21 protein-coding genes are annotated in these 24880 nt (G+C 73.2%); 6 read left to right on the top strand and 15 right to left on the bottom strand.

Annotated elements, in window-relative coordinates:
* Positions 1-24 precede the first annotated feature (24 nt).
* Genes AB0K14_RS00830 through AB0K14_RS00815 form a run of 4 tightly spaced genes read right to left on the bottom strand, consistent with a single transcriptional unit; the run spans position 25 to position 3864 of the window.
* Positions 25-1488 (bottom strand): SDR family oxidoreductase, encoded by a 1464-nt coding sequence (locus tag AB0K14_RS00830; RefSeq protein ID WP_360448684.1) that lies wholly within the window; start codon positions 1486-1488, stop codon positions 25-27.
* Positions 1489-1534: 46 nt separating this feature from the next.
* Complete coding sequence (locus AB0K14_RS00825; protein ID WP_360448686.1) at positions 1535-2107, bottom strand: DUF1707 domain-containing protein; 573 nt, start codon at positions 2105-2107, stop codon at positions 1535-1537.
* Positions 2108-2110: 3 nt separating this feature from the next.
* Positions 2111-2761, bottom strand: a complete 651-nt coding sequence (locus AB0K14_RS00820) for a response regulator transcription factor (RefSeq protein ID WP_360448689.1) — start codon at positions 2759-2761, stop codon at positions 2111-2113.
* A complete protein-coding gene (locus AB0K14_RS00815; protein ID WP_360449082.1) occupies positions 2758-3864 on the bottom strand; it encodes a DUF5931 domain-containing protein in 1107 nt (368 codons plus the stop codon). The genes AB0K14_RS00820 and AB0K14_RS00815 overlap by 4 nt, the downstream gene beginning before the upstream one ends.
* Before the next feature lie 189 nt (positions 3865-4053).
* Between AB0K14_RS00815 and AB0K14_RS00810 the strand changes: the two genes are divergently transcribed.
* Positions 4054-5283 (top strand): diguanylate cyclase, encoded by a 1230-nt coding sequence (locus tag AB0K14_RS00810; protein WP_360448692.1) that lies wholly within the window; start codon positions 4054-4056, stop codon positions 5281-5283.
* 57 nt (positions 5284-5340) lie between these two features.
* Here the strand turns inward: AB0K14_RS00810 and AB0K14_RS00805 are convergent, their stop codons facing one another.
* Positions 5341-6534, bottom strand: coding sequence for an AI-2E family transporter (locus tag AB0K14_RS00805; protein WP_360448695.1), 1194 nt, complete (start codon positions 6532-6534; stop codon positions 5341-5343).
* A gap of 140 nt (positions 6535-6674) precedes the next feature.
* Between AB0K14_RS00805 and AB0K14_RS00800 the strand changes: the two genes are divergently transcribed.
* The 3 genes from AB0K14_RS00800 to AB0K14_RS00790 all read left to right on the top strand — a co-directional run bounded on the left by AB0K14_RS00800 (position 6675) and on the right by AB0K14_RS00790 (position 13561).
* Positions 6675-8864: a hypothetical protein gene (locus AB0K14_RS00800; protein WP_360448698.1), complete on the top strand. Its 2190-nt coding sequence runs from the start codon at positions 6675-6677 to the stop codon at positions 8862-8864.
* Positions 8865-9032: 168 nt separating this feature from the next.
* Positions 9033-9845, top strand: coding sequence for a hypothetical protein (locus tag AB0K14_RS00795; RefSeq protein WP_360448701.1), 813 nt, complete (start codon positions 9033-9035; stop codon positions 9843-9845).
* A 200-nt stretch (positions 9846-10045) separates the two neighbouring features.
* Positions 10046-13561 (top strand): hypothetical protein, encoded by a 3516-nt coding sequence (locus tag AB0K14_RS00790; RefSeq protein WP_360448703.1) that lies wholly within the window; start codon positions 10046-10048, stop codon positions 13559-13561.
* 70 nt (positions 13562-13631) lie between these two features.
* Here AB0K14_RS00790 and AB0K14_RS00785 read toward each other — a convergent pair whose 3' ends face one another.
* The 4 genes from AB0K14_RS00785 to AB0K14_RS00770 all read right to left on the bottom strand — a co-directional run bounded on the left by AB0K14_RS00785 (position 13632) and on the right by AB0K14_RS00770 (position 17269).
* Positions 13632-14414, bottom strand: coding sequence for a GGDEF domain-containing protein (locus AB0K14_RS00785; protein WP_360448705.1), 783 nt, complete (start codon positions 14412-14414; stop codon positions 13632-13634).
* Between the two features lie 125 nt (positions 14415-14539).
* Positions 14540-15424: an exonuclease domain-containing protein gene (locus AB0K14_RS00780; RefSeq protein WP_360448707.1), complete on the bottom strand. Its 885-nt coding sequence runs from the start codon at positions 15422-15424 to the stop codon at positions 14540-14542.
* Between the two features lie 25 nt (positions 15425-15449).
* Positions 15450-16007: a TetR/AcrR family transcriptional regulator gene (locus tag AB0K14_RS00775; RefSeq protein WP_360448709.1), complete on the bottom strand. Its 558-nt coding sequence runs from the start codon at positions 16005-16007 to the stop codon at positions 15450-15452.
* Between the two features lie 68 nt (positions 16008-16075).
* Complete coding sequence (locus AB0K14_RS00770; RefSeq protein ID WP_360448712.1) at positions 16076-17269, bottom strand: erythromycin esterase family protein; 1194 nt, start codon at positions 17267-17269, stop codon at positions 16076-16078.
* 112 nt (positions 17270-17381) lie between these two features.
* On the opposite strand from AB0K14_RS00770, the gene AB0K14_RS00765 reads away from it, so the two are divergent.
* Together AB0K14_RS00765 and AB0K14_RS00760 are read left to right on the top strand one after the other, a co-directional pair.
* Positions 17382-18083, top strand: coding sequence for a TioE family transcriptional regulator (locus AB0K14_RS00765; protein ID WP_360449085.1), 702 nt, complete (start codon positions 17382-17384; stop codon positions 18081-18083).
* A gap of 59 nt (positions 18084-18142) precedes the next feature.
* Positions 18143-19117, top strand: coding sequence for a WYL domain-containing protein (locus AB0K14_RS00760; protein WP_360448714.1), 975 nt, complete (start codon positions 18143-18145; stop codon positions 19115-19117).
* 34 nt (positions 19118-19151) lie between these two features.
* Here the strand turns inward: AB0K14_RS00760 and dnaB are convergent, their stop codons facing one another.
* The 6 genes from dnaB to AB0K14_RS00730 all read right to left on the bottom strand — a co-directional run bounded on the left by dnaB (position 19152) and on the right by AB0K14_RS00730 (position 24746).
* On the bottom strand, positions 19152-21482 hold the full coding sequence (dnaB, locus tag AB0K14_RS00755; RefSeq protein WP_360449088.1) for a replicative DNA helicase: 2331 nt from the start codon (positions 21480-21482) through the stop codon (positions 19152-19154).
* A gap of 431 nt (positions 21483-21913) precedes the next feature.
* Positions 21914-22372: a 50S ribosomal protein L9 gene (gene rplI, locus AB0K14_RS00750; protein ID WP_360449090.1), complete on the bottom strand. Its 459-nt coding sequence runs from the start codon at positions 22370-22372 to the stop codon at positions 21914-21916.
* Positions 22373-22385: 13 nt separating this feature from the next.
* Positions 22386-22625: a 30S ribosomal protein S18 gene (rpsR, locus tag AB0K14_RS00745; RefSeq protein WP_015805710.1), complete on the bottom strand. Its 240-nt coding sequence runs from the start codon at positions 22623-22625 to the stop codon at positions 22386-22388.
* Positions 22626-22676: 51 nt separating this feature from the next.
* On the bottom strand, positions 22677-23177 hold the full coding sequence (locus AB0K14_RS00740; RefSeq protein ID WP_360448716.1) for a single-stranded DNA-binding protein: 501 nt from the start codon (positions 23175-23177) through the stop codon (positions 22677-22679).
* 13 nt (positions 23178-23190) lie between these two features.
* Positions 23191-23544: a 30S ribosomal protein S6 gene (gene rpsF / locus AB0K14_RS00735; protein ID WP_360449093.1), complete on the bottom strand. Its 354-nt coding sequence runs from the start codon at positions 23542-23544 to the stop codon at positions 23191-23193.
* Positions 23545-23735: 191 nt separating this feature from the next.
* Positions 23736-24746 carry a hypothetical protein gene (locus tag AB0K14_RS00730; RefSeq protein ID WP_360448718.1) on the bottom strand — a complete coding sequence of 337 codons (1011 nt, stop codon included), beginning with the start codon at positions 24744-24746 and terminating at the stop codon, positions 23736-23738.
* Positions 24747-24880: the final 134 nt, after the last annotated feature.

Raw genomic sequence — 24880 nt, 5'->3', positions numbered from 1 at the left:
GCCCCCGCCCCCTAGTGCAGTCCATCAGGACTTTCTGAATTCACTCGTAAGTTCAGCTTCACTGGCGATGTTGCGGACCATGCCGCCGAACACCAACCCGTGGAACGGCCACACCAGCCACCAGTACACGTGCCCGGCCAACCCGCGCGGCACGAACACCGCGCGTTGCCGGTAGGTCGACCCACCGCCCTCCGCCGCCGCGACGCGCAGCTCCAGCCACGCCAGACCGGGCACCCGCATCTCCGCGCGCAACCGCAGCAGCCGTCCCCGGTCGAGCTCCTCCACCCGCCAGAAGTCGAGCGCCTCGCCGACCTGCAACCGCCGCGGATCACGCCGACCGCGGCGCAGCCCGACCCCGCCCACCAGCCGGTCCAGCCACCCGCGCGCCGCCCAGGCAGGCGGGAACGAGTACCAGCCGTGCTCGCCGCCGATGCCCTCCACGACCTGCCACAGCCGCTCGGGCGAGGCGCCGGTCCGCCGTTCCCGCACGTCGACGTACGACGAGCCGCCCGACCAGTCGGGGTCGGTGGGCAGCGGGTCGGCGGGCGCGCCCGGCACCGACGCCCCCGACCAGCGGGTCTCCACCTCCGCGTCGCGGACCTTCGCCAGCGCCAGCCGCACCGCCCGGTCGTAACCGGTGTTCCGGCCCGGCAGGTACGCCTCGACGTCATGCTCCCGGCACACCACCTCGTGCACCAGCGACTCGATCAACGGCGACGCGATCGAGCGCGGCACGGGCGTGACCAGGTTGACCCAGTGCGCGGACAGGTGGGGTGTGAGCAGGGGCACCGGCAGCACGCGCCGCCGCCGCAGCCCGGCCACCCGCGCGTACCGGAGCATCATCTCCAGGTAGGTCAGCACGTCGGGGCCGCCGATGTCGAACGCCCGGTTCAGCTCGGCCGGCAGCCGCACCGCGTCGACCAGGTACCGCAGCACGTCGCGCACCGCGATCGGCTGGACCCGGTTGCGCACCCAGCGCGGCGTGACCATGACCGGCAGCCGTTCGGTGAGGTAGCGCAGCATCTCGAAGCTCGCCGACCCGGACCCGATGATCACCGCCGCCTGGAGCACCGCGGCGGGCACCGCGCTGCGCAGGAACACGTCCCCGACCTCCTTGCGCGAGGCCAGGTGGGGCGACAACGCCGCGCCCGCCGGGTGCAGCCCGCCCAGGTAGACGATCCGCTGCACGCCCGCGTCCTCCGCGGCGCGCGCCGTGTTCTCGGCCGCACGCCGGTCCGCGTCGGCGAAGTCGGGGTCGCTCAGCGAGTGGACCAGGTAGTGCACGACGTCGACGCCGCGCATCGCCGCGTCCAGCGACGCCGGGTCAAGCACGTCGCCGCGGACCACCTCGACCTGCCCGGCCCACGGCACGTCGCGCAGCTTGCGCGGATCGCGGACCAGGCAGGTGACCCGGTGACCCGCCGCGACCAACCGGGGCACGAGCCGTCCGCCGAGGTAGCCGGTCGCTCCGGTGACGAGGCAGTGCACACCGCGATCCTCGTCGGCCGGGAGGCGTCCCGCACGACGGGGCACGTCACGCGTGCCGCAGCCAGCGGGCCTTCTTCATCTTGATCTCGACGTTGCCCGCGCGCACGTGGCCGTGCACCACGAAGTGCGGCCGCCCGTGCAGGCCCGTGCCCACCTTGTCCTTCAGGTTGCTCGCGGCCAGCTCGACGCCCTCGGCGTTGACCGTCGCACCCTCCGGCAGCACCAGCTTCACCGACCCGGCGGTCACGTCCAGCTCGATGTCGACCACCGCGTGCGGGATGGAGGCCTGGCGGAAGTCCAGGTCCGTCGACCCCATCCGGTTGCGCACGACCAGCTGCCGCGGCACCGTCCAGTTGCCCTTGCGGTTGACCGTGGACATGGTGGCCTTCAGCTCCTGCCGGTCCTGCGGCACGGCCAGGACCTGCTCGTTGTGCACCATGCCGGGCAGGTCCATCAGCACCGCGTTCAGCTCGCCGCGGGTGCGCGCGGCCAGGGCCGTGTCGGTCCGCTCGGTGAACTCGTCCAGCGTGATCAGCCCCCGGCCGATCGCCTTCTGCAACAGGCCGACGACGTGCTCCCGCTCGGCGTCGGACACCCGGAAGTCCTTGGGGTCGGTCATGGCTCAGCCCTCCGGTTCGACGTCGAGCCCGTGCTCGATCGCGTAGCGCGCCAGCTCGACGCGGTTGTGCAGTTGGAGCTTGCGCAGGGTGGACTGCACGTGGTTCTCCACCGTGCGGTGCGAGATGACGAGCCGGTTGGCGATCTGCCGCGCCGTCAGCCCCTTGGCCACCAGCCGCAGCACCTCGGTCTCCCGCTCGGTGAGCTGCGGCTTGTCCTCGTCCGGCGTGGCGGCCATCCGCCGGTACTCGCCGAGCACCAACCCCGCGAGCCCCGCGGTGAACACCGCGTCACCGGCCGCCGTCCGGTTCACCGCCTCCACCAGCTCCTCGGCCGACGCCGACTTCACCAGGTAACCGGACGCGCCCGCCTTCACCGCCTCCAGCACGTCGCTGTGCTCGCCGCTCGCGGACAGCACGAGCACCCGGGTGCCCTCCAGCGCCCCGGTGATCATGGTGGTCGCCTCCACACCCGTCGTCTCGCCCAGGTTGAGGTCCATCAGCACCACGTCGGGCCGCACCGCGCGGGCGATCCGCACCGCCGAGGCGGCGTCACCGGCGGTCGCGACCACCTCGAAACCGCGCTCGGACAGGTCGCGCGCGACGCCGTCGCGCCACAGCGGGTGGTCGTCCACCACCATCACGGAAACGCTCATCGGAATACCCGCACCTCCCATTCGGTGCCCTCCCCCGGCCCCGTTTGCAGCTCAAGGGTGCCACGCAGGGCTTCGACCCGACCCCGGATGGACTGGGCGACACCCATCCGGCCCTCCGCCTCGGCGGAGGCGAGCCGGCCCTCGGGGATGCCGGGGCCGTCGTCGCGCACGCTGATCACGACCTCCTCGCCGAGGTCCTCGACCAGCACCCACGCCCGCGCCTGCGCGCCCGCGTGCTTGTCCACGTTGGACAGCGCCTCGCGCACCACGGCGGTCAGCTCGAACGCCGTCGCGGCCGGCAGCATCACCTGCGTGGCCGGCGTGGACACCTGGAACCGCGACGTGGCGAGCAACTGCATCGCCGGCCGCAGGTCCGCGTCACCGTCCACGGTGGACTCCGTCGGCGCGGCGGCCACCAGCGACCGCAGCGCCACCTCCTGCTCGCCCGCCAGCTCGGCGAGCTCGGCCGCCTCGCCGCCGAGCTCCGTGCCGCGCTTGCGCACCCGCGCGAGAACTTGCAGCACACCGTCGTGGATCGACCGCGCGAGCCGCTCGCGCTCCGCCGTGGCCGCCTCGGTCCGCAACGCCTGCGCCAGCCGCACCGCCGAACGGCGCGCCGTGGACGACGCCATGCCGACCACGAAGCCCGCGCCCGACAGCAGCACCACGTCCCGCACCAGGTCGACGGTGAGCTCCACGCGGTTGAGGTAGGTGCTCAACCCGACGACGAACCCGGCCACCGCGCCCGCCACCTGCCCGCCGAGCGCGCCCGCCGCCACCGCGGGCCCGCACGCCCAGATCGTGGTGATCAGCGGGACGTCGTACAGGAACTGGGCATCGGTCATGATCAGCGGCGACAGCGACATCAGCCCGCACGAGACGACCAGGTCGGCCACCACGATCCAGGTCCGCCGGCCGTCCTCCCGGCTGTAGGCCTGGATGGTGAACGCCGACCAGAGGGCCATCGCGGCGATGGTCGCCCAGGCCAGCCACGGCCGCTCGTACTCGTTCCGCTGGTCGATCGCGTTGCCCAGGGCGAACAGGAACGTCACTATCCGTAGCGCTACCGTCCCCCGCCAGAGGTGGGCGACGGGGTCCTCCATCACCGATGTGCCCTGGTCGGCTGGCTTCGTCTGCACGGCGTGCCCCCTTCGCGCCCAATCTTGCCGTGTCGGAGTGGTCTGGCTAACCCCCAGGTGGCCGTCTGTTCCGATACCGACACATGTGGGAGGCTGGCGGGGAGTCACCGAGCGTGATCTCGCGGAGTCTGATTCTCTCCGGGGGTGAAGATCATGCCCGAAGGCCGTGGCGAGGGAGGGCCGAACGTGCGCCACTGGCCACTGTGGACGCTGCGGCGCTCCGCGCTGGCCTACTGGCTGCTCGTCGAGGTGCTCGCACTGGGCGTCGTCGTCTACGCGATCGTGACGTCGCCGCAGCCCACACCGGGTCAGATCGGCCGGTTCGCGGCCATCGCGGGCACCGCGGGTGCCGTGATCATCGGCAGCTCGATCTACAGCCACCGGGTGGGCGAGGCCGCGCGCAACCCGTGGGCCGCCCACCTGTGCTACCTCACCGCGGGCCTGGTCGGCCTGCCCTGCAACCTGCTCGTGCTGCTGCTCTTCGGCCCCGCGCTGCACGGCGTGCTGACCCAGCGGCCCGAGTCGCACCGCTGGGTGTTCACCCTGTCCGCGACGACGTTGGCGGTGTTCGCCACCCGCTTCGCCATCGGCTGGGCCGAGCCGAGCACCGACCTGGCGGTCATGGTGGTCGGCGCGACCGTGCTGCTGGTGCTCCGGGCGGCCCTGATCGCGCTCGGCCTGAAGCTGCGCAGCCCGCGCGCGCCGGGCGAGGAGGTCGTCGGCGAGCCGATCGACGTGGTGCTGGGCGTCGTCGCGGTGAGCATCGGTGGCCTCATGGGCTTCGTCGCCGTCACCACCCCGGTGCACGCGTTGATGGCCGGACCGCCGCTGGCGCTGCTGGAGCGCGCCGCCCAGCTGCCGCAGTGGCGGCGTTCCGCGCAGCGCGACGCCAAGACCGGGCTGGCCAACGCGGTGCACTGGGACGGCCGTGCGCGCTACGAGCTGTCGAAGGCGCGGGTGCGCGACCGGCCGGTGGCCGTGCTGCTGCTCGACCTCGACCACTTCAAGCGGGTCAACGACGAGGTCGGCCACCTGGCCGGTGACTCGGCGCTGAGCGCGGTCGCCCTGCTGCTGACCAGCACGGTCCGGCGCGGCGACCTGGTCGGCCGCTTCGGCGGCGAGGAGTTCGTCGTGCTCCTGCCCGACGCCGAACCGGCCATCGCCCGCGCGGTGGCGCAACGCGTCCGGCACGCGGTGGCCGACCTGGCCGTGCCCACCGTCGGCACGGACGGTCGCGAGCACCTGCTCACCGGCCTCACCGTGAGCATCGGCGTGGCGACCACCAGCAGGTTCGGCTACGAGCTGCCCGACCTGCTGGTGGCGGCCGACTCGGCGCTCCTCGCGGCCAAGGGCTACGGCCGCAACCTGGTCGAGATGGCCTGACCCGCGCCGCCCGACCCTGCCGCCCTGACCTGCGCCGCCCGACCTCTGTCGCCTGCCCTACTGCCGGCCGCTGTGCTCCGCGGTCGGCCCCTCGGTGTCGTCGATGTCCTCCACCCGGTCCCCGCCCGTGTCGATGGGACCGCTCTCCTGCGGCTCCAGCACGTCGACGTCGCGTGCCTCCACGCCCTTGTCGGACTCCGACAGCAACGACCTGATCCCCGAGTTCAGCACCGCCAGCAGCGGCACGGACAGCAGCGCGCCCGCGATGCCGGCGACGACCAGGCCGGTGGTGATCGCCAGCACCACAGCCAACGGGTGCAGCTTCACCGCGCGCCCCAGCAGCAGCGGCTGGAGCACGTGGCTCTCCAGCTGCATCACGCCGATGAGCACGGCCAGGATGATCAGCGCCTCCACCGGCCCGTTGGCCACCAGCGCCACCAGCACCGCCACCGCGCCGGTGATCACCGCGCCCACGATCGGGATGAACGCGCCGAGGAACACCAACGCCGACAGCGGCACCACCAGCGGCACGTCCACGATCCACAGGCCGATGCCGACGCCGACCGCGTCCACCACGGCCACCAGCGCGGTCGCCCGCACGTACGACACGAGCGAGGCGAACCCGCGCCGTCCCGCGACGTCGGCCCGGCCGCGCACGTCGTGCGGCACGATCCGGATCACGAACCGCCAGATCGCGTCGCCGTCGTGCAGGAAGAAGATGAGCGTGAACAGCGCGAGGATCAGCCCGGTCAGCAGCTCGCCGACGGTGGCCGCCGTGGTGAGCGCGCCCGAGGTGATCTCGGCCTGGTTCTCCTTGACCGTCTCCAACACCCGGTCGAGGTACTGCTGGAGCTGGAGGTCGCTCAGGTGCAGCGGCCCGTCCTTGAGCCAGTCCTGGATCGTGTCCAGGCTCGCGCTGACCTGCTCCTGCAACTGCGGCAGGCCCTTGGAGAACTCGGTGATCACGAACGTGAGCACGCCGCCGACGATCGCGATGCCGCCGACCAGCACCACGCCCGTGGCCAGCCCGCGCGGGATGCCCGCCCTGGTCAGCTGCGACACCGCGGGCGACAGCAGCGCGGCCAGCAGCAGCGCCACCCCGGCCGGGATGACGATGGTGGCCAGGAACCCGACCACCTGGAACACCACGTAGAGGGCGGCCACCACGGCCACGAACCGCCAGCTCAACGCCGCCGACACGCGCAGCAGTCCCGGTACCCGGTCGCCGATCTTCGATTCCGTCCCCGTCACGCCGATCACGGTAGTCCGCCCCGGCCGCGCGGGTGGGCGGGTCGGACCGGCCCGGCACCCGGTCCGGGCATGTCGAACCCCACGTTTCGGATCCCGGCAAACCCTGGCGCACCCGGGGCCGCGGGTGATCGGATCGGTGGGTGACCGCCGAGACCGTCGAGGACGCCGTCCGCGCCGCGTTCGCCGCGGGACGCCCGCTGCGGTTCGACCCGAGGGCGCCCAAGCGGGAGCGCACGGTCCGCGGCGAACTGCTGTCGTCGTTGCTCACCGGCGGCGCGCGGACCGGCGCGTTGCGGCTGGTCGGCGCGAACGTCGTCGGCTCGTTCGCGCTCGAAGGCGCACAGGTCGAGCACGTCGTCGACTTCCTGGACTGCGCCTTCGAACGGCCGCCGGACCTGCGCATGGCCCGCCTGGTCGGCCTGCGGATGCGCGGCTGCAAGGTGCCCGGCCTGTGGGGCCGCAACCTGCGCGTCGGCAGCGACCTGGTGCTGGAGGCCGGTTTCACCAGCGACGGCGTGGTCGACCTGACCGACGCCTCGGTCGACGGCACGTTCCGGCTGGCGGGCGCGGTGCTGCGGAGCAAGGGCGGCGACCACGCCCTGCTCGCCGCCCGCATCCGCCTGTCGGGCTCCCTCCAGGCCATCGCGGTGCGCGCGGGCGGCGAGGTGCGGCTGCGCGGCGCGAACGTCGGCGGCAACGTGCACCTCGGCGGCGCGCGACTGCTCAACGCGGGCCAGAACGCGCTCGACGCCACCGGCGCCACCATCGCGGGCACCCTGTTCTGCGACGCCGAAGGCGGCCGGTTCACCGCCGAGGGCCGCATCCTGCTCGACGGCGCGCGGGTCGGCGGCAGCGTGGTGTTCTCCGGCGCCCGCCTGCACGCCAGCGTGGTCGACCGCCCGGTCCTGGTGATCCCGCGCGGCACCGCCGACGAGGCCGCCGCGCTCGTGGCCGACCGCATGCGGGTGGAGGGCAACGTGGAGCTGGACGACGGCTTCACCTCCTCCGGCACGGTGCGCCTGCCCAACGCCGAGGTCGGCGGCTACCTGCGGCTGTCCGGCGCGGTGATCGGCCGCCGCGACGCGGTGCGGGAGTCCGCGGACCAGGCCGGCGAGGCCGTCCCGCGCATCCCGGTCGCCCTGCACGCGGACGGCATCCAGGTGCGCGGCGACCTCGAAGCCCGCGGCGCGGTCAACGGCGGCCCCCACGACGACGGCTCTCGTGGCGCCGCGTTGACGGCCTACGGTCAGGTGCGCCTGGTGGACGCGCACGTGCGGGGGAGCGCGTCCCTGTCCGGCGTCCGCCTGCACGGTCCCGGCATCGACGTGCTGTTCGCCGACCGGCTGCGGGTCGGCGGCACGTTGTTCCTCCGCGACCTGCGCGCCCACGGCTCGCTGCGCCTGCAGAACGCCGAGATCGGCTCGACCCTCGACTGCTCCGGCGCGTCCCTGCTCGCCCCGCGCCGCCGCCCGGACGGCACGGTGAAGCCGTCGCTGGACGCCCGCGTGGCGGGGGTCGGCAAGGACCTCCTGTGCAGCCACGGCTTCACCGCCGAGGGCGGCGTGCGGATCCGGCTGGCCGAGGTCGGCAAGATGGCCACGTTCGCCGGCGCCCGGCTGGGCGGCCCGGGCAGCGACATCGCGCTGAACGCCTACGGGCTCACCGTGAGCCAGCTCGTGCTGCGGCTGTCCGAGGACCGGATCCCGGTCGGCCGGGTCGTCCTCACCAGGGTCAGCGCGGCGACCGTGATGGACGGGCCGGGGCTGTGGGCCGCCACCGGCGGGGTGGACGTCGAGGACTTCACGTTCCGCTCGATCGCGTCCACGCCGCACGTCGACGTGCGGACCCGGCTGCGCTGGCTGCGCGAGGTGCAGCCGGACTTCGCGCCCGGGCCGTACGAGCAGCTGGCCGCGGTGTACCGCGACGGCGGCGAGGAGGAGCTGGCGCAGCGCGTGCAGCTGGAGAAGCAGCGCCGGCGCTACTCGGAGCTCGGGGTCGCGGGCCGGGTGTGGGGGTTCCTCCAGCGCTGGACGGTCGGCTACGGGTACCGGCCGTGGCTCGCGATCGCCTGGCTCACCGCGTTCTGGCTGGTCGGCGCGATCTGGTTCCTCGGCCACGAGATGCCGAAGCTCAACGAGGACGAGTCGCCGTCCTGGAACGCGTGGCTGCTGTCGATGGACCTGCTGATCCCGATCGTGGACCTCGGCCAGGACGGCAAGTGGCGGTTCGGCGGCGCCTCGCAGTGGATTTCCAGCACGCTGATCGCGGTCGGCTGGATCCTGGCGTCCACGGCCGCCGCCGGCGCGGCCCGCGTGCTCAAGCGGGTTTGATTACCCGCAGTCATGCCCGAAAACACAGAGTGTTCGTCACACGATCCGGCGAACCAGGTGTGGAACGAGTGCGCACCCGCCTCGCCTGCTGGCACTCTCACGTCGTCGGCTTGATCACTTCGATCACCTCGCCGGCGGATCCCAGTGCTTTCGGCGGAGGTAGCAGCGATGTCGTGCGTTGACCAGCGGGTGGGAACGGGGGCGAGCCGCGTTCGGCGGCTGCTCTCCCGTGCCCTGCTGGTCGTCGGCGGCACGCTGGCCGGCACCGCCGCGGCCTGGGCGCTGTCCACCGCCGCCGCGTCCGCGCAGGCCCCGAGCGACCGCGACGCGGTCACCGAGGTCACGCGAGGTGTGCCGCAGGGCTCCCTCGCCCAGCGCGCGACGGGCGATCCGGTCGACGGCGCGTTGGCCCCGGTCGCCCGGGCCGTGCAAGACCTCGACTCGGCGCTGCGCACCCCGCGGGTGCCCGAGCCGAGCCCGCCCGACCTGCGCCGGGTCGCGGACGACATCCGCGGCACCGTCGGGGGCGTGCGCACCTGGTTCCAGCACCGCTCGTCCGAGCAGGCGCCCGTCGACGTGACCGTCGGCGGCGTCGTGGCGCAGCGCGCCACCGAGACCACCCCGGCCGCCACCGCCGTGCCGGTCACCGCCGGTACCCCGGTGGTGCAAGGGGTGTTCGGCAAGCTCAGCCGGATGTGGCTGGACGCGCCGGGGCAGCCGATCACCGCGCTGCCCGGCACCGGCGGTCGCTCCCTGCCGGGAGACCCGTCCGGACTTCCGTCGATGCCGTTCGCGCCGCTCGGCGCGCCGGCCCACTGCTCCTGCGGTGGCGACGGCTCCGGTTCCTCCGGCGGCGGCAACGGCCCGTTCACGGCCGTCACCGCCGACCACATCGACGCCGCGGTGGCCCGTGCGCTGTTCGCCACCACCGAGCGGAACGTCGTCACGCCGGGCAAGCAGCCCGGCATCACGCCCGACTGACCACAGCGCGCGGTCCGCGGCAGCTCATCGGTGAGCTGACCCGGTAATCGACCGTCGCGCCGCTTCGCGTGCGCTCTCCCACCGGTCGAGATGCCGCGCTACCCCACCCCTCTCACCCGGGTGGTCGTCGTCTCCGACGCGGGTTGCCGCGTCCGACCACCCTTCACCTCCCGCAAGGGAAACCAAAAGAAGGAGAACCCATGCAAACCTGGGCCAAGCGCGGTCTCCAGACCGCACTTGTCACGGGTGGTTTGCTGATGCTCGGTACGGGCATCGCTTCAGCCCAGGAGAACGTCAACCCCGACGCGAAACCGAACCCGCTCGACGCGAAGGTGCGCGTCCCGGTCGCCGTCGACCACAACAACCTGGGCACCCTCGCCGGCAACCACCAGCTGCCGGCGATCAACCAGGAGATCGGCACGCCCAGCGCGGCGGACCTCCCCGTCCGCGACGTCGCCGTCCCGGCCAACCCGCTGGTGCGCACCGCCCACGAGCGGCTGACCGGCGTCGACGCCACCAGCGCCACCCGCGGCAACACCGCCGACGCCGACGTCGTCGTGCCGGTCAGCGTCTGCGGCAACGCGGTCGCGGCGGGCGGCGACGCCTACAGCGACGGCGTCTGCACCCACTCCGCCACCAGCGCGGGCACCATCAAGACCGACGGCTCGTACGGCCCGTTGGCCGGCAACGTCGCGCACGGCGCCGCCGCCATCTCGCCCCAGGTCAACGGCAACGCGATCGCCGCCCTGGCCAACGCCGAGACCCGCACCACCTCCCGGCAGCGCGCGGTCGCGGGCGACAACGTCAAGACCTCGGGCCGTGACGGCTCGCTCTCGGGCAACATCGCCGCCGTGCAGGGCGCCCTGCCGGTCCAGGTGACCAACAACGCGGTCGCCGCGGGCGGCAACTCCTACAGCGACGCCAGGTCGTCCAACGACGCGCAGGCCGCCGGTTCGCTGGACACCACCGGCGACCGCAGCACCGCGGGCGGCAACGTCCTCGGCGCGCCGGTCGCCCCGATCGTCGCGGTCACCGGCAACGGCGTCGGCGCGGTGGGCAACGCGGACACGGCCACCGAGAACCGGGCGTCCTCCGACGCGGGCACCACCCACCGCGACCGGACCGACCTCCCGATGTGGTCGGCCACCTCCGGCAACGACGGCACCCTCGCGGGCAACGTCGTGCAGCCGGCGTTCGCCGGCCCCGTCGCCGCGGGCGACAACGCCCTGGCGGGCGGCGGCAACTCGCGCGTCGCCAACGCGATGGCCCACGACGCCGAGGCCGGGGGCAACAGCTTCACCTCCGGCCAGGACTCGGTGCTGTCCGGCAACTACGCCGACACCCCGCTCGCCCTGCCGGTGTCCGGCGCGGGCAACTCGCTCTCCGGCGTGGGCAACACCTCCGCCGCGCACGTGAACAGGGCCGGCGCGGTCGCGGGCGGCGACACGTTCACCAACGGCGACCGCTCCGTGCTGTCGGCGAACTCGGCGAACCTGCCGCCCGCCGGCGCGGCCGACCTGTGCGGCAACGGCCTCACCGGCGGCGGCATCGCCGAGGCCGACTGCCACAACGACGTCACCGCGGACTCCGGTGGCTACAACGGCACGACCGGCAACGACGCGGTCGGCTCCGGCAACGTCGGGCAGGTCCCGCTCGGCGCGCCCGCCGAGGCGTTCGGCAACGGCGTCGGCGCGGCGGGCACCCCCACCGGCCGGGCCACCGAGAACAAGACGGTCCGCTCGGGCCGGGTCGCGACCAGCGTCGACGACAACGGCACCGTGTCCAGCAACGTCGTGTCCGCACCGACCGCCCTGGGCGGCCAGGTGTTCGGCAACTCGGGCGGCGCGGTCGCCAACCCGACCTCGCAGACCGACAGCGACACCGAGATCGACCTCGGCAACCCGCCGCGCGCCAACGGCAAGCACGGCTCCGTCTCGGGCAACATCGTGCACCTCCCCACCTCGAACCCGGCGCAGGTCTTCGGCGACTCCGTCGTCGCGGTCGGCAACGGCTCGTCGGACACCACCAGCAAGCTCGACTCCCGCTCCGGCGGCTCGGCCATCACCACCGGCGACGAGGGTTCGCTGTCGGGCAACGTGCTGTCGGTGCCCGAGGCGTCCTCGCCGCAGGTGTTCGGCAGCGCGATCGGCGCCGGCAGCAACGTCGAGTCGGAGAGCCGCAACCAGTTCGGCTCGCACTCCGGCGGCGACGTGCAGACCTCCGGTGACGACGCGTCGTTCTCGGGCAACGGCATCGGCGCCCAGCCGTCGATCCCGCTGCAGGTGTTCGGCGACGCCGTCACCGCGGCCGGCAACGGCCAGTCCCAGACCGACAACAAGACCGGCCTGATCGCCGGTGGCGAGCACCTGACGTCGGCCGAGGACAGCTCGTGGTCGGGCAACCTGCTCACCGCGCCCGCCGGCGTCACGCCGTCGGTGCACGGTGACGCCGCCACCGTCGGCGGCCTCGCGGACGCGGCGACCGCCAGCCGGTCGCAGAGCCAGTCCGGTGGCGTGACCACCTCCTCGGGCCGCGGCCCGGTGACCGCGTACGACCTGGAAGTGCCGACCGAGGCGTTCGCCCGCGTGTTCGGCATCCCGATCGACGTGCTGGGCACCGCCACCGCGACCGCGCAGGACCGCAACGACGTGCGGACCGGCGAGGACAAGGGCGAGGGCACGAAGGTCCCCGAAGGCGGCCGCGGCATCCAGCTGCCGGCCGGTGTGGACAGCCTGATGCGGGCGACGGACCTGCCGAACATGGACGTCCTGGCCCTGCTGCGCAACGCCACTGTGCCGGTGGGCATGCCGGGTCTCGACGAGCTGCGCGGTCTGCCGATCCACGGCCTCCGCCAGGTCCGGACGCCGGCCGGTGACCTGCTGGCGAAGACGCCGGTGTCGAACCTGCCCGCCCCGAAGCTCGCCGCCCCGAAGCTGGCCGCGCCCGACCTGGACGCGCCGGACCTCGACGCGCCGGACCTCGACGCCCCGGACCTGGACGCCCCGGACTCTCCGAACGCCCCGGACCTGGACGCGCCGGACCTCGACGCCCCGGACCTGGGCGCGGCGAAGCCCGACTACCCCAGGGCGGAGCTGCCGACCGAGCAGCTGCCGATCGCGTTGCCGGCGAGCCAGTTGCCGACCGAGCAGCTGCCGGTGCTCCCCGTCCTCGCGGCGCTGCCGTACCTCGCCGAGCACCTGCCCCGCGTCGGCCAGGAGAAGCTGGAGGCCCTCGGGCAGGCCCGGCACCGGCTGCCCCGCCAGCTGGCCGACTCGGTCCGCGCCGCCAACAAGTCGTTGCCGCTGGTGACGCCGCTGTCCCGCACGGTGCGGCGCGGCGCGTCCGAGGAGCGCTCGTTCGGCGGCACCCTGCCGCTGACCGGTGACCTCGTCACCACGCAGGGCCTCCCGGTGGACACCCTGCCGCTGCCCGGCCTGCCCAGCCTGCCGACCGACGTCACCCCGGCCGGTCGCAGCCTGCCCGTCGCGGCACCGGCGGCGTTGCCGTTCGTCCTGCCGGTGCCCGGCGTGGCCCAGCCCCGCAGCCAGTCCTCGATGGTGCCGCCGCTGTCGCTGAGCGGGATGAACGTCAACCCCGTGCAGGGTGGCGTCGGCCCGGCCCGGTTCACCGAGGACCAGGCGCCCGCCCTGGCGGACATGGACGCGCGCAGCATGTTCAACGCGCTCGAAGACACCACCGTGATGCCCCGCATCTGATCCACCGGTACACACCCCCCCGCGACCGGGCCCCTGCACACCAGTGCAGGGGCCCGGTCCCGTTCGCCGGTCAACGGCGCAGGCGCTCCTCCACGTGGGCGATCACCGAGTGCAGCGGTGCCTCACCGTCACTGGTCACCCAGCACACCCGCACCCCGGTGCGCACCCGTTCGCCACCGAGCCGCACCGCCCGCCCGGCCAGCTCGCGCACCCGTGCCGCGACCGCCTCGCCGCTGCCGTCCGGGTGCTCCGCGACCACGGCGAACGAATCGCCGCCGTACCGCGCCACCGTGTAGTCCGCCCGTAAACCCTGCCGCAGCCGCTGCGCCAGCACGGTCAGCAGTTCGTCGCCGCGCTGGAAGCCGTGGGCCGCGTTCACCGCCGCCATCCGGTGCACGTCCGCCAGCACCAGCGACGCCAACGTGCCCCGGGTGCGTGCCCGGATCAACGCCTGGTCGAGGCGGTCCAGCACCAGCGCCCGCCCCGGCAGCCCGGTCAGCGCGTCGAGCAGCCCGGCGCTGTGCGGCACGTCGTCCTGCACGGGCCGCAGCAGCACCAGCACCTGACCGCGCTCCGCGATCGGGTAGTACTCGGCCCACACCCTGGCGTGCGGCAACACCACCGGGATGGTCAGCGGTGACCCGGTGCGCAGCACCTGCCCGGCCAGCTCCGCGCAACCGGGCAGCGGCGCACCGGAATCGTCGCGGGCCCCGGCGTCACCGAGCAGCGACGACGCCATCGGGTTCGCCGCGAGCACCACACCGCGCCCGTCCTGGAGCACGACGCCGACCGGCAGTTCCGAGACGAGCTCGTCCCACACCGCACGGGAAGCCGTCGTCTGTGCGGCAGTCATCGGGCGGGCAGTCATCGGGCGGGCAGTCATCGGGCGGGCAGTCATCGGACGGGTGCTCATGGGACTCGTGCCTTCCGCTGAGGCGAGGCCTGTCCGTGAAAGCCTCCCCGCGGGTAGCGGGCATTTCAATAGGACTGACGCCACCCGGTCCGGTGATCTTTGGCCGGCGGTGTAACGCCCAGCCCGGCGAGCATCCCGGCGAAGTCCTCCTCGGACACGATCGGCACCCGGTAGGCCCGCGCCCGCCGTGCCTTGACCGACAGCGTGAACGGGTCGGCGGCGACGACGACCCGGGTCGCCCTGGTCACGTACCCCTGGCTGACCAACCCGACCGACGCGGCCCGGTCGACCCACTCCTCGCGCGGCGAGTCCATCCGGCCGGTGAACACCACCCGGTCACCGCGCACCAACGCCACCGGATCCGGCCGCCGCCGCACCGGCGTGGCCGCACCGCGCCGCACCTCGGCCACGTCGCCGTCCAGCGACAGCCGCGGCACGGGGTCGGCCCGCGGCACGCCGGAACCCAGGTAGTGGGCGAACAACCGGGCCGTGGCGCGGGCGTCGTGCAACGCGGAGTGCGCCGACTCGGGCACCACCCCGGCGGCCTCGCAGCACGCCCGCAACGACCGCCCGGTGCGGTCGGGCAGGTACCGGTCGGCGAGCCGCATCGTGCACAGCCCCGTCAGCGGCAGGTCCACCCCGGCGCGGGCGAACTCGGCGGTGAGGAACCGGGCGTCGAACGACAGGTTGTGCGCGACGACCACCCGGTCGGCCAGCCGTGCCGCCACCGCGCCCGCGGCCTGCGCGAACGTGGGCGCGTCCCACACGTCGGCCGCGCGGATCCGGTGCACGTGCTGCGGCCCGAGGTCGCGGCCGGGGTTGAGCAGCGTGCACCACTCGTCGGTCACCCGGCCCGCGGCGTCCAAGCCGACGACGGCCACCTCGACGATCCGGTCCGAACCGCGCGCGGCGAACCCGGTCGTCTCCACGTCGACCACGGCGTACCCCATGATCGACGAACCTTACCGATCATGGTCAGGTCCGCAGCGCCCGGAGCACCAGATCCACGAGCACGTCGGTGAACTCACCCGTCAACGGCGCCGTCCGAAGGAACCACCGCTGGTAGACCGGCCCCAGCAACAACTCCACCGCCGCCGGCACGTCGACATCGGCCCGCACGTCCCCCAACCGCTGCGCGGACCGCAACCGCTCCTCCAACGCCACCCGGCGCGGCATCAGCAGCAACGTCACCAGGTCCGTGCGCGCCTCGTGCACCAGCACCCGGCACACCTGGTCGAACCGCCGTTCCGCCAGCTCGTCGGCCGCGGCCCGCAGCTCGCGCTTGAGGTCGACCGCCAGCACACCGCTGGGCAACGCGTCCGGCTCGGCCGGCCCGAACTCCACGAAGGCGTCGAACAGCAGCGGCCCCTTCGACGGCCACCACCGGTAGATCGTCTGCTTGCCCACGCCGGCCCGGGTCGCGACCGCCTCGATGGTCAACCGCGAGTAGCCGAGCGCCTCGACCAACTCCATCGCGGCCATGAGGATCGCCCGCCTCGAACGGTCGCTGCGCCGCGCCGCGTCGGGTGGCATCTTTCGATGGTATGCGCACTTCTGCGGTGCGGGAATGACCCACAACCGGACGAACAGGTGGCCCGCCGTCACCAGTACCGGTGCTGCTTCCCGTCGGTGTCGGTGATGAAGACGACCGCGTCGGCGCCGCTCAGGTCGGCTCGGGTCAGCGGGAGGTGGCCGCGCACCATCGGCCGGCCCGTGCCGAGTGACGGGGGAAGCGCGGCGCGCAGGGCCGGTGCCGGGAACAGGGCGCGTCGGGTGGTCGCCTCGGCCAGCACGTGCTGGAGGGTGCCCGGCTCGCGGTCGAGGCAGGCGTCGGTCGCCAGGAACAGGTAGCGCTCGCCGAGGGTGAGCCCGACCATCGCGCCGGCGCTGCCCCACGCCACGTCGTCCGCGCCGGGCCGCAGGTGGTTGTTGTGCGCGAACACCAGGCAAGGACCGCGTCGCTGCTCCCGGTCGACGATCGCGAGCAGGTTCTCCGCCATCATCTCGCTGCGCACGCTGGACAGCGTCGGGATGCGATCGGTCCCGGTGCCGGCCATGGCCGCGTGGTAGCGCAACAGGCCCCGGGCGGTACGCGCGTGCGCGGCGGCGTGGGCGTGACCGGTCGGGTCGGTGGGGCGCAGGCCGGGTGCGGCGCGGTGGAGCGCGCTCGTCAGGTCGTCCGCGACGATACGCAGGGCCCGAGCGCGGTCGGAGTCGCCGATGGACGCGGCCGGGTCGTACATGGCCGCCGGGTTCGTCCAGTCCGCCTCCTCGCCGAGCAGCGCGTCGAGGTCGCGGACCGAGGCCGGTCGCAGCGCGGCGGGCAGGTGGTCGACGACCGAGAACAGGGCGCGTCGCGGGCTCGGCGCACCGGAGTACTCCACCGGCGCGTCGAAGCCGTAGAAGCGGACCCGGTCGTGCGGCGGGCGGCCGGCGTTGTGCTCGCGGAGCCACTCGACGAGCTCGCGGTTGCCCGGCACGGCGCCGAACCCGTGGCTGAAACCGGTGGCGAGCACCGCGTCGAGCTCCGCCGTCGCACCGTTGACGTAGTCGTCGACCGCGGCCGCGGCGAAGAAGTCGATCTCCAGCGCGATCGACCGGTACCCCCGGTCGACCAGGTGGCCGAGCAGTTCGTTGCGCAGCAACGGGAACGCCTCGACCCCGTGCGCCGGTTCGCCCAGGGCGAGCAGGGCAGGCTCGGACCGCGCGGCGAGCAGCTCGTCGAACGCCCGGCCCAGGCCGGCCGGGCCGTCGAGTTCGCGGCCGAGCCCGCGCAGTGATGCGACAGTGGACACAAGCACCCCTTCCGGATGAACGTGCACTCGACGCTATCGTTGAAGGTTCGTGTGAGACTTCTGCGGCGACCACCTGGGTCTTCCCGGTCGAAGCCTCAATCGGAGGTGCGCCCTGCGGCCCGTCGACCTCGCCCGTGAGCACGGGTTGTCCGCCCAGGCGATCCGCAACTACGACGACGCCGGCGTCTTCCCGCCGACCGAGCGCGGCCGGACCGGCTACCGGAACTACACGCCCCTGCACGCGCAAGCCCTGCGTGCCTTCCTCGCGTTGCGCGCCGGGCACGGGCACCAGCCGGCGACGGAGATCATGCGTGCGATCAACCGGGGCGACACCGAGTCCGCCTACCGGCTCGTCGACGCCGCGCACGTCGCCCTGCTCGCCGAACGCGACACCCGCGCCGAGGTCGCGACGGCCCTCGGCGGCCTGTCCACCACCGCGCCCACCCCCGTGCCCGGTCGACCGCTGACCGTGGGCGAGCTCGCGCGCCGGGTCGGCGTGCACCCGGCGACGCTGCGCACCTGGGAGACCGAGGGCATCCTGCACCCCGACCGCGACCGGGCGACCGGTTACCGCCACTACGGACCCGCTTGCGTGCGCGACGCCGAGATCGCCCGGCAGCTGCGCCGCGGCGGTTACCCGTTGCACCAGGTCGCGCGGTTCGTGGAGGCGTTGCGCGAGGCGGGCGGGGCGGACGCGTTGAGCGTCCTTCTCGACTCGTGGCAGGACCGGCTGACCACGCGCAGCCGCGCCCTCCTCGCCGGCGCGGCCCAGCTCGACGGCTACCTCACCCTGCTCGACCAGGGCCGCCGGTGACGGCGCCGGCTGCTCCCGCCACGACGTCCTGTGCCGCCGGTCCCTCCTAAGGTCTCCGCATGCGCGCCGACCGGTTGGTCTCACTGGTTCTGCTGCTGCGCCAGCGCGGCCGGCTGTCCGCGACCGCGCTGGCCCGCGAGCTGGAGGTGTCGACCCGCACCGTGCTGCGCGACATCGAGGCGCTGTCCGCGGCCGGCGTCCCGGTCTACGCCGAACGCGGCCGGCACGGCGGTTTCGCGTTGCAGCCCGGTTTCCGGACCGAGCTCACGGGGCTGAACCACGACGAGGCCCTCGCCCTGCTGGTCGCCGGCTCACGGCGCGGCGCGCAGGCGTTCGGCCTCGGCTCGGCGCTCGCCTCGGCCATGCTCAAGGTGGTCGACGCGCTACCGGAGAGCCATCGGGACACCGCGGCCGGCGTGGCCGAGCGGTTGCTCATCGACCCGGAGACCGACCTCCTCTCGCGTCGGCCGGTCGCCGACGAGGTACCCGACCCGGTGGCGGCCGAGGTCCGGCGCGCGGTGTTCGCCGGGCACAAGCTGCGCATCCACTACGCGGCGGTGGACCAGCCGCCGAAGTGGCGCACGGTCGACCCGATCGGCCTGGTCACCGTCCGCGAGCAGGGTTACCTGCTGGCCACGAGGTCCGGTGCGGACCGCACCTACCGGCTGTCCCGGATCGTGGCCGCCGAGGAGCTCGCCGAACCCGCGCAGCGACCGGACCGGGTCGACCTGGACCGGGCCTGGCAGGAACGCGCCACGCGGTTCCGCGCCGGCGACGACCAGGTCACCGTGCTGGTCCGGGTGCACCCGGCGCGGCGCGAGGACCTGGTGGGCACCGCCGTGGCCGTCCTCGCCGAGGAGGCCGACGCGGACGGCCGCCTGCGGCTGGAGGTGACCTTCCAGGACTCGAGACACGCCGAGTGGGCGCTGTGGCAGCTCTCCACGAACGCGGAAGCCCTGGCCCCGCAGTGGCTGCGCACCGCCCTGCACACCCGCGCCGCCGCCGTAGCCACCCGCTACGAAGTGCCGTCCTGAGCGGCGGAACTCCGCCACGCGGGGCTCGGCCCGGTCAGCCCTGGGCGAGGTCGGCGAAGCGGCTGTAGTGGAGTTGGTGGGCGACGGTGATGGTGGCCGTCGGACCGGCGCGGTGCTTGGCGATGATCAGGTCCGCCTCACCCGCCCGCGGGTCGTCGCGTTCCCACGCGTCCGGGCGGTTGATCAGGATCACCATGTCGGCGTCCTGCTCCAGGGAGCCGGACTCACGCAGGTCGGACAGCTGCGGGCGCTTGTCGGTGCGCTGTTCAGGGCCTCGGTTGAGCTGGCTGATCGCGATCACGGGCACTTCGAGTTCCTTGGCGATCAGCTTCAGGTTCCGGGAGAACTCCGAGACCTCCTGCTGGCGGGACTCGGTGCGCTTGCCCGACGACATCAGCTGGAGGTAGTCGACCACCACCAGCCGCAGGTCGTGGCGCTGCTTCAACCGCCTCGCCTTGGCCCGGATCTCCATCATGGTCAGGTTCGGCGAGTCGTCCACGAACAGCGGCGCCTCGCTGATCTCGCTCATCCGCCGCGCCAGCCGGGTCCAGTCGTCGTCGCTCATCCGCCCACCGCGCATGTCGCCGAGCCGGATCCGCGCCTCGGCCGACAGCATGCGCATCACGATCTCGGTGCGCGACATCTCCAGCGAGAAGATGGCGCTGGTCAACCCGTGCTTCACCGAGCACGACCTGGCGAAGTCCAGTCCCAGGGTGGAGTTGTGGGTCGGGATCATCGACCGGCCCGCCAGGTAGAGGTGGTCGTGGTTGTCCACTTCCACGCAGCGCACCGGGACGCTCGGGATCGGGCGCACGTCGACGATGGACCGCGACCGCGTCGGTGCGGTGCTCGCGGTGCGCCGCCGCTCCTTCAGCACCAGGCGCTTGCGCTCCAGCCGGAACACGTCGTCGTCGGTGTCGAAGGTAACGGTGTGGGCCGCGGACGAGCGGTCGCCGCGGTCGGGGACCTGCTCGGTGCCGGTCGAGCACCGGTGGCCCAGGCCCACGACCAGATCGCGCACGTCCTCGGCCAGCCGCCGGTTCGGCACCGCGAGCCGCACGAACCCGTCGGCGGTGACGGTGCCGTCGGTGTCGAGCAGCCCGGCCAGCAACGCGCGCCGCTGTGCGGTGGAGGCCCGCAGGTAGGCCGCCGGGATGTGCCGGTCGTCGAGCACCCCGAGGCCGCGCAGGACCGCCGGGGCGGTGTCGGGGTCGTCGTGGCCCTCGGCCTCGACGTGCCACGCGATCTCCGGGTCGGTCGTGGTCCGGGCGCTCGCGGCGTGACCGTCGCCCAGCCACACGCCCAGCGTGTAGGGACCGAGCGGGAGGTCGGCATGGGGCAGGTCCAGCGGCTCGGCGTTGGTCACCGAGTGGTCGAGGCGGCGGTCGGCGGTCTCGCGGCGCAGGCTCGCGGCGATCTCCCGCGTGGTGCGGACGGCGGTGGAGGCGCGCCGGTGCGACCCCGCCGCGGACTCCCGCGCGGAGCGACCCGCGGCCCGCGCCTCGGTCAGCCACTGGTGCTCGGCATCGGCCACCAGCACCGAACCGTCGGCGAACTCGACCTCGTAGCAGGGCCTGCCGCGCAGCACGTCGGTCGCGGCCACCACGGTCGTGGGCCGGCCGTCCGCGCCGATGAGCTGATCGCCGACGGCGACCTCCCCCATGGTCGTCCACCCGGTGGGCGTGGCGAGGGGGGTGTCGAGCGCGAGCGCCTTGCCGACACCCGGCCGGGCCGCGACGATGATCATCTGGCCGGGGTGCAGGCCGTTGGTCAGCTCGTCCAGGTCCGCGAAGCCGGTGGGGATGCCCAGCGACGAGCCGCCGCGCGAGGCGATGGCGTCGATCTCGTCCATGGTCGGCTGGAGCAGCTCCTCCAGCACCACGTAGTCCTCGGTGGTGCGGCGCTCGGTGACCTCGTAGATCGCCGCCTGCGCCCGGTCGACCACCTCGTCCACGTCGGCGCCCTCGGCGCCGTTGTACCCGAGCTGGACGATCCGCGTGCCGGCCTCGACCAACCGCCGCAGCACCGCCTTCTCCGCCACGATCTCGGCGTAGTAGGAGGCGTTGGCGGCCGTCGGCACGGTCGCGATCAGGGTGTGCAGGTACGGCGCGCCGCCGACGCGCAGCAGCTCGCCCCGGCGTTCCAGCTCGGCGGACACCGTGATCGGGTCGGCCGGCTCACCCCGCCCGTACAGGTCGAGGACGCAGTCGTACACGGCCTGGTGCGCGGGCCGGTAGAAGTCGTTGGGCGCCAGGACCTCGACCACGTCGGCGATCGCGTCCTTGCTCAGCAGCATCCCGCCCAGCACCGACTGCTCGGCGGCGAGGTCCTGCGGCGGCTGCCGTTCGAAGCCGGGCTCTGCCATGCCCCGGTCGTCCACCAGCGCCACCGTGAGCTCACCCCAATCTGCTGCCGTGCGGATGTTGTACCTCGTGGGTCCGACAATTTCCGCCAAGCCACGCCCCGCGATCCAGCGACGCTAGAGCCACCTGGATGGCGTAGGCAAACGCGCCTGTGGACAACCGGTGGACAGCCTGGGGATGGTCGCGCCGAGCTGACCACAGACTCGGGGAAACCTGTGGACAACCTGGGTACAAATCGGGTCCAGACAAAAGTTCCCGCAGCTCAAGGCCTGTGGATAACTTTGTGGAAAAGTCGTGCGTCACAACCCCGGCGTGTCGCGTGTAACCGCCGGCACGGCGTGTCGCGGACAACGTGTCACAAGAGTTGTCCACAGCCGGACGTGCGAAAGCGCCGCCCGACCAGAACACCTGGTCGAACGGCGCTTCCGGTGGTTCAGCTCGCGTTCGCGACCTCGACGGACAGCGACACGGTGACCTCCGGGTGGAGCCGGACGTTCACCGAGTGCTTGCCGAGGGTCTTGATGTGGCCCGCGATCTCGACGGCCCGCTTGTCCAGCGTGGGGCCGCCGGCCGCACGCACGGCCGACACCACGTCGGACGAGGTGACGGAGCCGAAGAGCTTCTTCGAGCCGGCCGCGGCCTTGGCCTTCAGCGTCACGGAGCCGAGGCCCTCCAGCGAGGCCTTGATCTCCTTGGCGTGGTCGAGGTCGCGGACCCGGCGGGTGTCCTGCGCCCGACGGATGACCTCGACCTGCTTGGCCGCGCCCTTGGTGGCGATGATCGCCAGGCCGCGGGGCAGCAGGTAGTTGCGGCCGTAGCCGTCCTTGACCTCGACGATGTCGCCGGGACCGCCGAGGCCGGTCACGTCAGCGGTGAGGATGAGCTTCACGATGCCGTCCCCTTTCTCAGCGAGCGGTCGAGGTGTAGGGCAGCAGCGCCATCTCGCGGGCGTTCTTGACGGCGACCGCGACGTCGCGCTGGTGCTGGGAGCAGTTGCCGGTGACCCGGCGGGCGCGGATCTTGCCCCGGTCCGAGATGTACTTCCGGAGCAGGGTGGTGTCCTTGTAGTCGATGAGGTTGGCGTTCTTGTCCTTGCAGAACGCGCAGACCTTCTTCTTGGGCTTGCGCACAGGCGGCTTGGCCATGTGTGGACTCCTGGTATTACGCAGTGAAGTGTGGAGTGGACCGGTGCCGGTCTAGAAGGGTGGCTCGTCGGCGAAGCCGCCACCGGAGCCGGCCGGGGGCGCGGAGCCCCACGGGTCGTCGGCCGGGGCGCCACCGCCGCCGCCGCGAGACTGACCGCCGCCGCCGAAGCCGCCGCCGCCGTCTCCACGGCTCACCTTGTTGACCTTCGCGGTCGCGTAGCGCAGCGAGGGGCCGATCTCGTCGACCTCAAGCTCGATGACGGTGCGCTTCTCGCCTTCCTTCGTCTCGAAGGAACGCTGGCGCAGCCGCCCGCTCACGAGTACGCGCGAACCGCGGGTGAGGGACTCGGCCACGTTCTCCGCGACCTGCCGCCACACGTTGCACCGCAGGAACAGCGCTTCGCCGTCCTTCCACTCACCGCTCGCCTTGTCGAACGTGCGGGGGGTGGACGCCACGGTGAAGCTCGCCACCGCGGCGCCGGACTGGGTGAAGCGGAGTTCGGGATCGGCGGTCAGGTTCCCGACCACCGTGATCGTCGTCTCGCCGGCCATGTGTCGGTAGCTCCTAGGCCTTCTTGGCGGCCTTGACGGCTGCCTTGGCGGCGATGCGCGCGGCGGTCTTCGCGGCCTTGGCGGGCTCGCGGCGGATGACCTTCGTCCGCAGCACCGTTTCCTGGAGGCCCAGCTGGCGGTCCAGTTCCTTCACCGCGTCGGGGGTCGAGATCAGGTCGAGGACGGCGTAGATGCCCTCGGGGTTCTTGTTGATCTCGAAGCTCAGTCGGCGCTTGCCCCACACCTCGACCTTCTCCACGTTGCCACCCGTGGTGCGGATGACGTTGAGGAACGTGTCAAGGGACGGCGCAATCGTGCGCTCGTCGAGACTGGGGTCGAGGATGACCATCACTTCGTAATGACGCATGAAGACCACTCACCTCCTGTGGACTCGGCGGCCACGGACGTTCCGTGGCAGGAGGGTCGTCGCGTCAGCAACCCGTGGAGGGTAACAGGCGAGCGGAGCGCCTCCCCCGGCGGCCCGTCGGCACAGGTCCGAGCGCCTGTGACGGCCGGCTCAGGCGGTGGGTGCAGCGAGGCGGGTGCAGCGAGGCGGGCTCAGGCGACCGCTCGGCGCAGGACCCAGGTGCGCACGAGCGCGCCCGTCACGCACGACAGCAGCAGCACGGCCAGCAGCAGCGGGAACGCCACGCCACCGCCCATCCGGCCGGCGCCGGGCAGCGCCTGGGCACGGCCCGCGGTCTGCACGCCGTCGGCGTCGTCCGCGCCGGGCAACCCGTAACCGGACCGGTGGCCGTTCAGGCCACCGCCGTAGCGCACGCCGGGCGACGGCGCGTACTGGCCGGGCACGGCGAATGGCAGGGAGCCGTAGCTGAACAGCGGCACGCGGCCGAAGTTGCCGCCCCACGGGTTCGCGCTGTACAGGGGCACGTCCAGCCCGCCGACGCCGCCGACGGGGTGCTGGACCGGCGCCTGACCGGCCGGGGCGGTGCCGGGCTGGGAGGTGCCGGGGTTGCCCGGGGTGCCGCCGGGCTTGCCGGTCTGCGGCGGCTGGTTCGGCGACGGCTGCCCACCCGGCAGGCCGGGCAGCTGCCCGGTCGCCTGCTGCGAGGCGTCCGCGATCGCCTTCGACCCGTCCTGGACGGGCGCGACGACGGTGTTGACGCCCTGCACGGTGACGCCGCACAGCTTGGTCAGCTCGGTGCGCACGCCCGTGGCGAGGGTGACGATGATGGGCCCGAGCAGCGGCAGCTTGGCCAGCTCGGCGTTGACCTTGTTCGCGATGTCGCCGCCGGTGATGACGCCCGTGCCGGTGGGGATGGCGCCGATCGGGATGGGCGGCAGGGCCGAGAACGCCTGCCGGAACGGGTCCGCGAGCGGCGGTCCGAGCAGCGGGATCGCGCGGATCAGCTGCACGACCGGGTCGAGCACCGCGGCGGGGCTCAACGCCACCGGCGTGCCCGGCGCGCCCTGCACGGTCGTCGCGCAGCTGCCCACCACGACGGGTTCGGCGGCCACCGCCGAACCGGAGCCCGCGGCGGCGCCGGCCGTGCCGACCGCGAGCGCGACGACCGCCGCACCCACCAGTCGAGTGAGCCGGATCCGCATGTGGTCCTCCAGGCGTGCGGCGTGCGTTTCTGGTTTCCTACTTACAAGTAACGAGCCTAGGTGCTGATGGTGACGCCAGTCATCCCCCTCGATCACAATTTTGCTATCGGCGGCCGTCGGCAGGACGTTGCACC

The sequence above is a fragment of the Actinosynnema sp. NPDC050801 genome (assembly GCF_040673975.1).
In the GTDB taxonomy this organism is placed as follows: Bacteria; Actinomycetota; Actinomycetes; order Mycobacteriales; family Pseudonocardiaceae; genus Actinosynnema.
The sequence above is the reverse complement of the archived record's forward strand: the minus strand, read 5'-3'. Positions and strand labels throughout refer to the sequence as shown.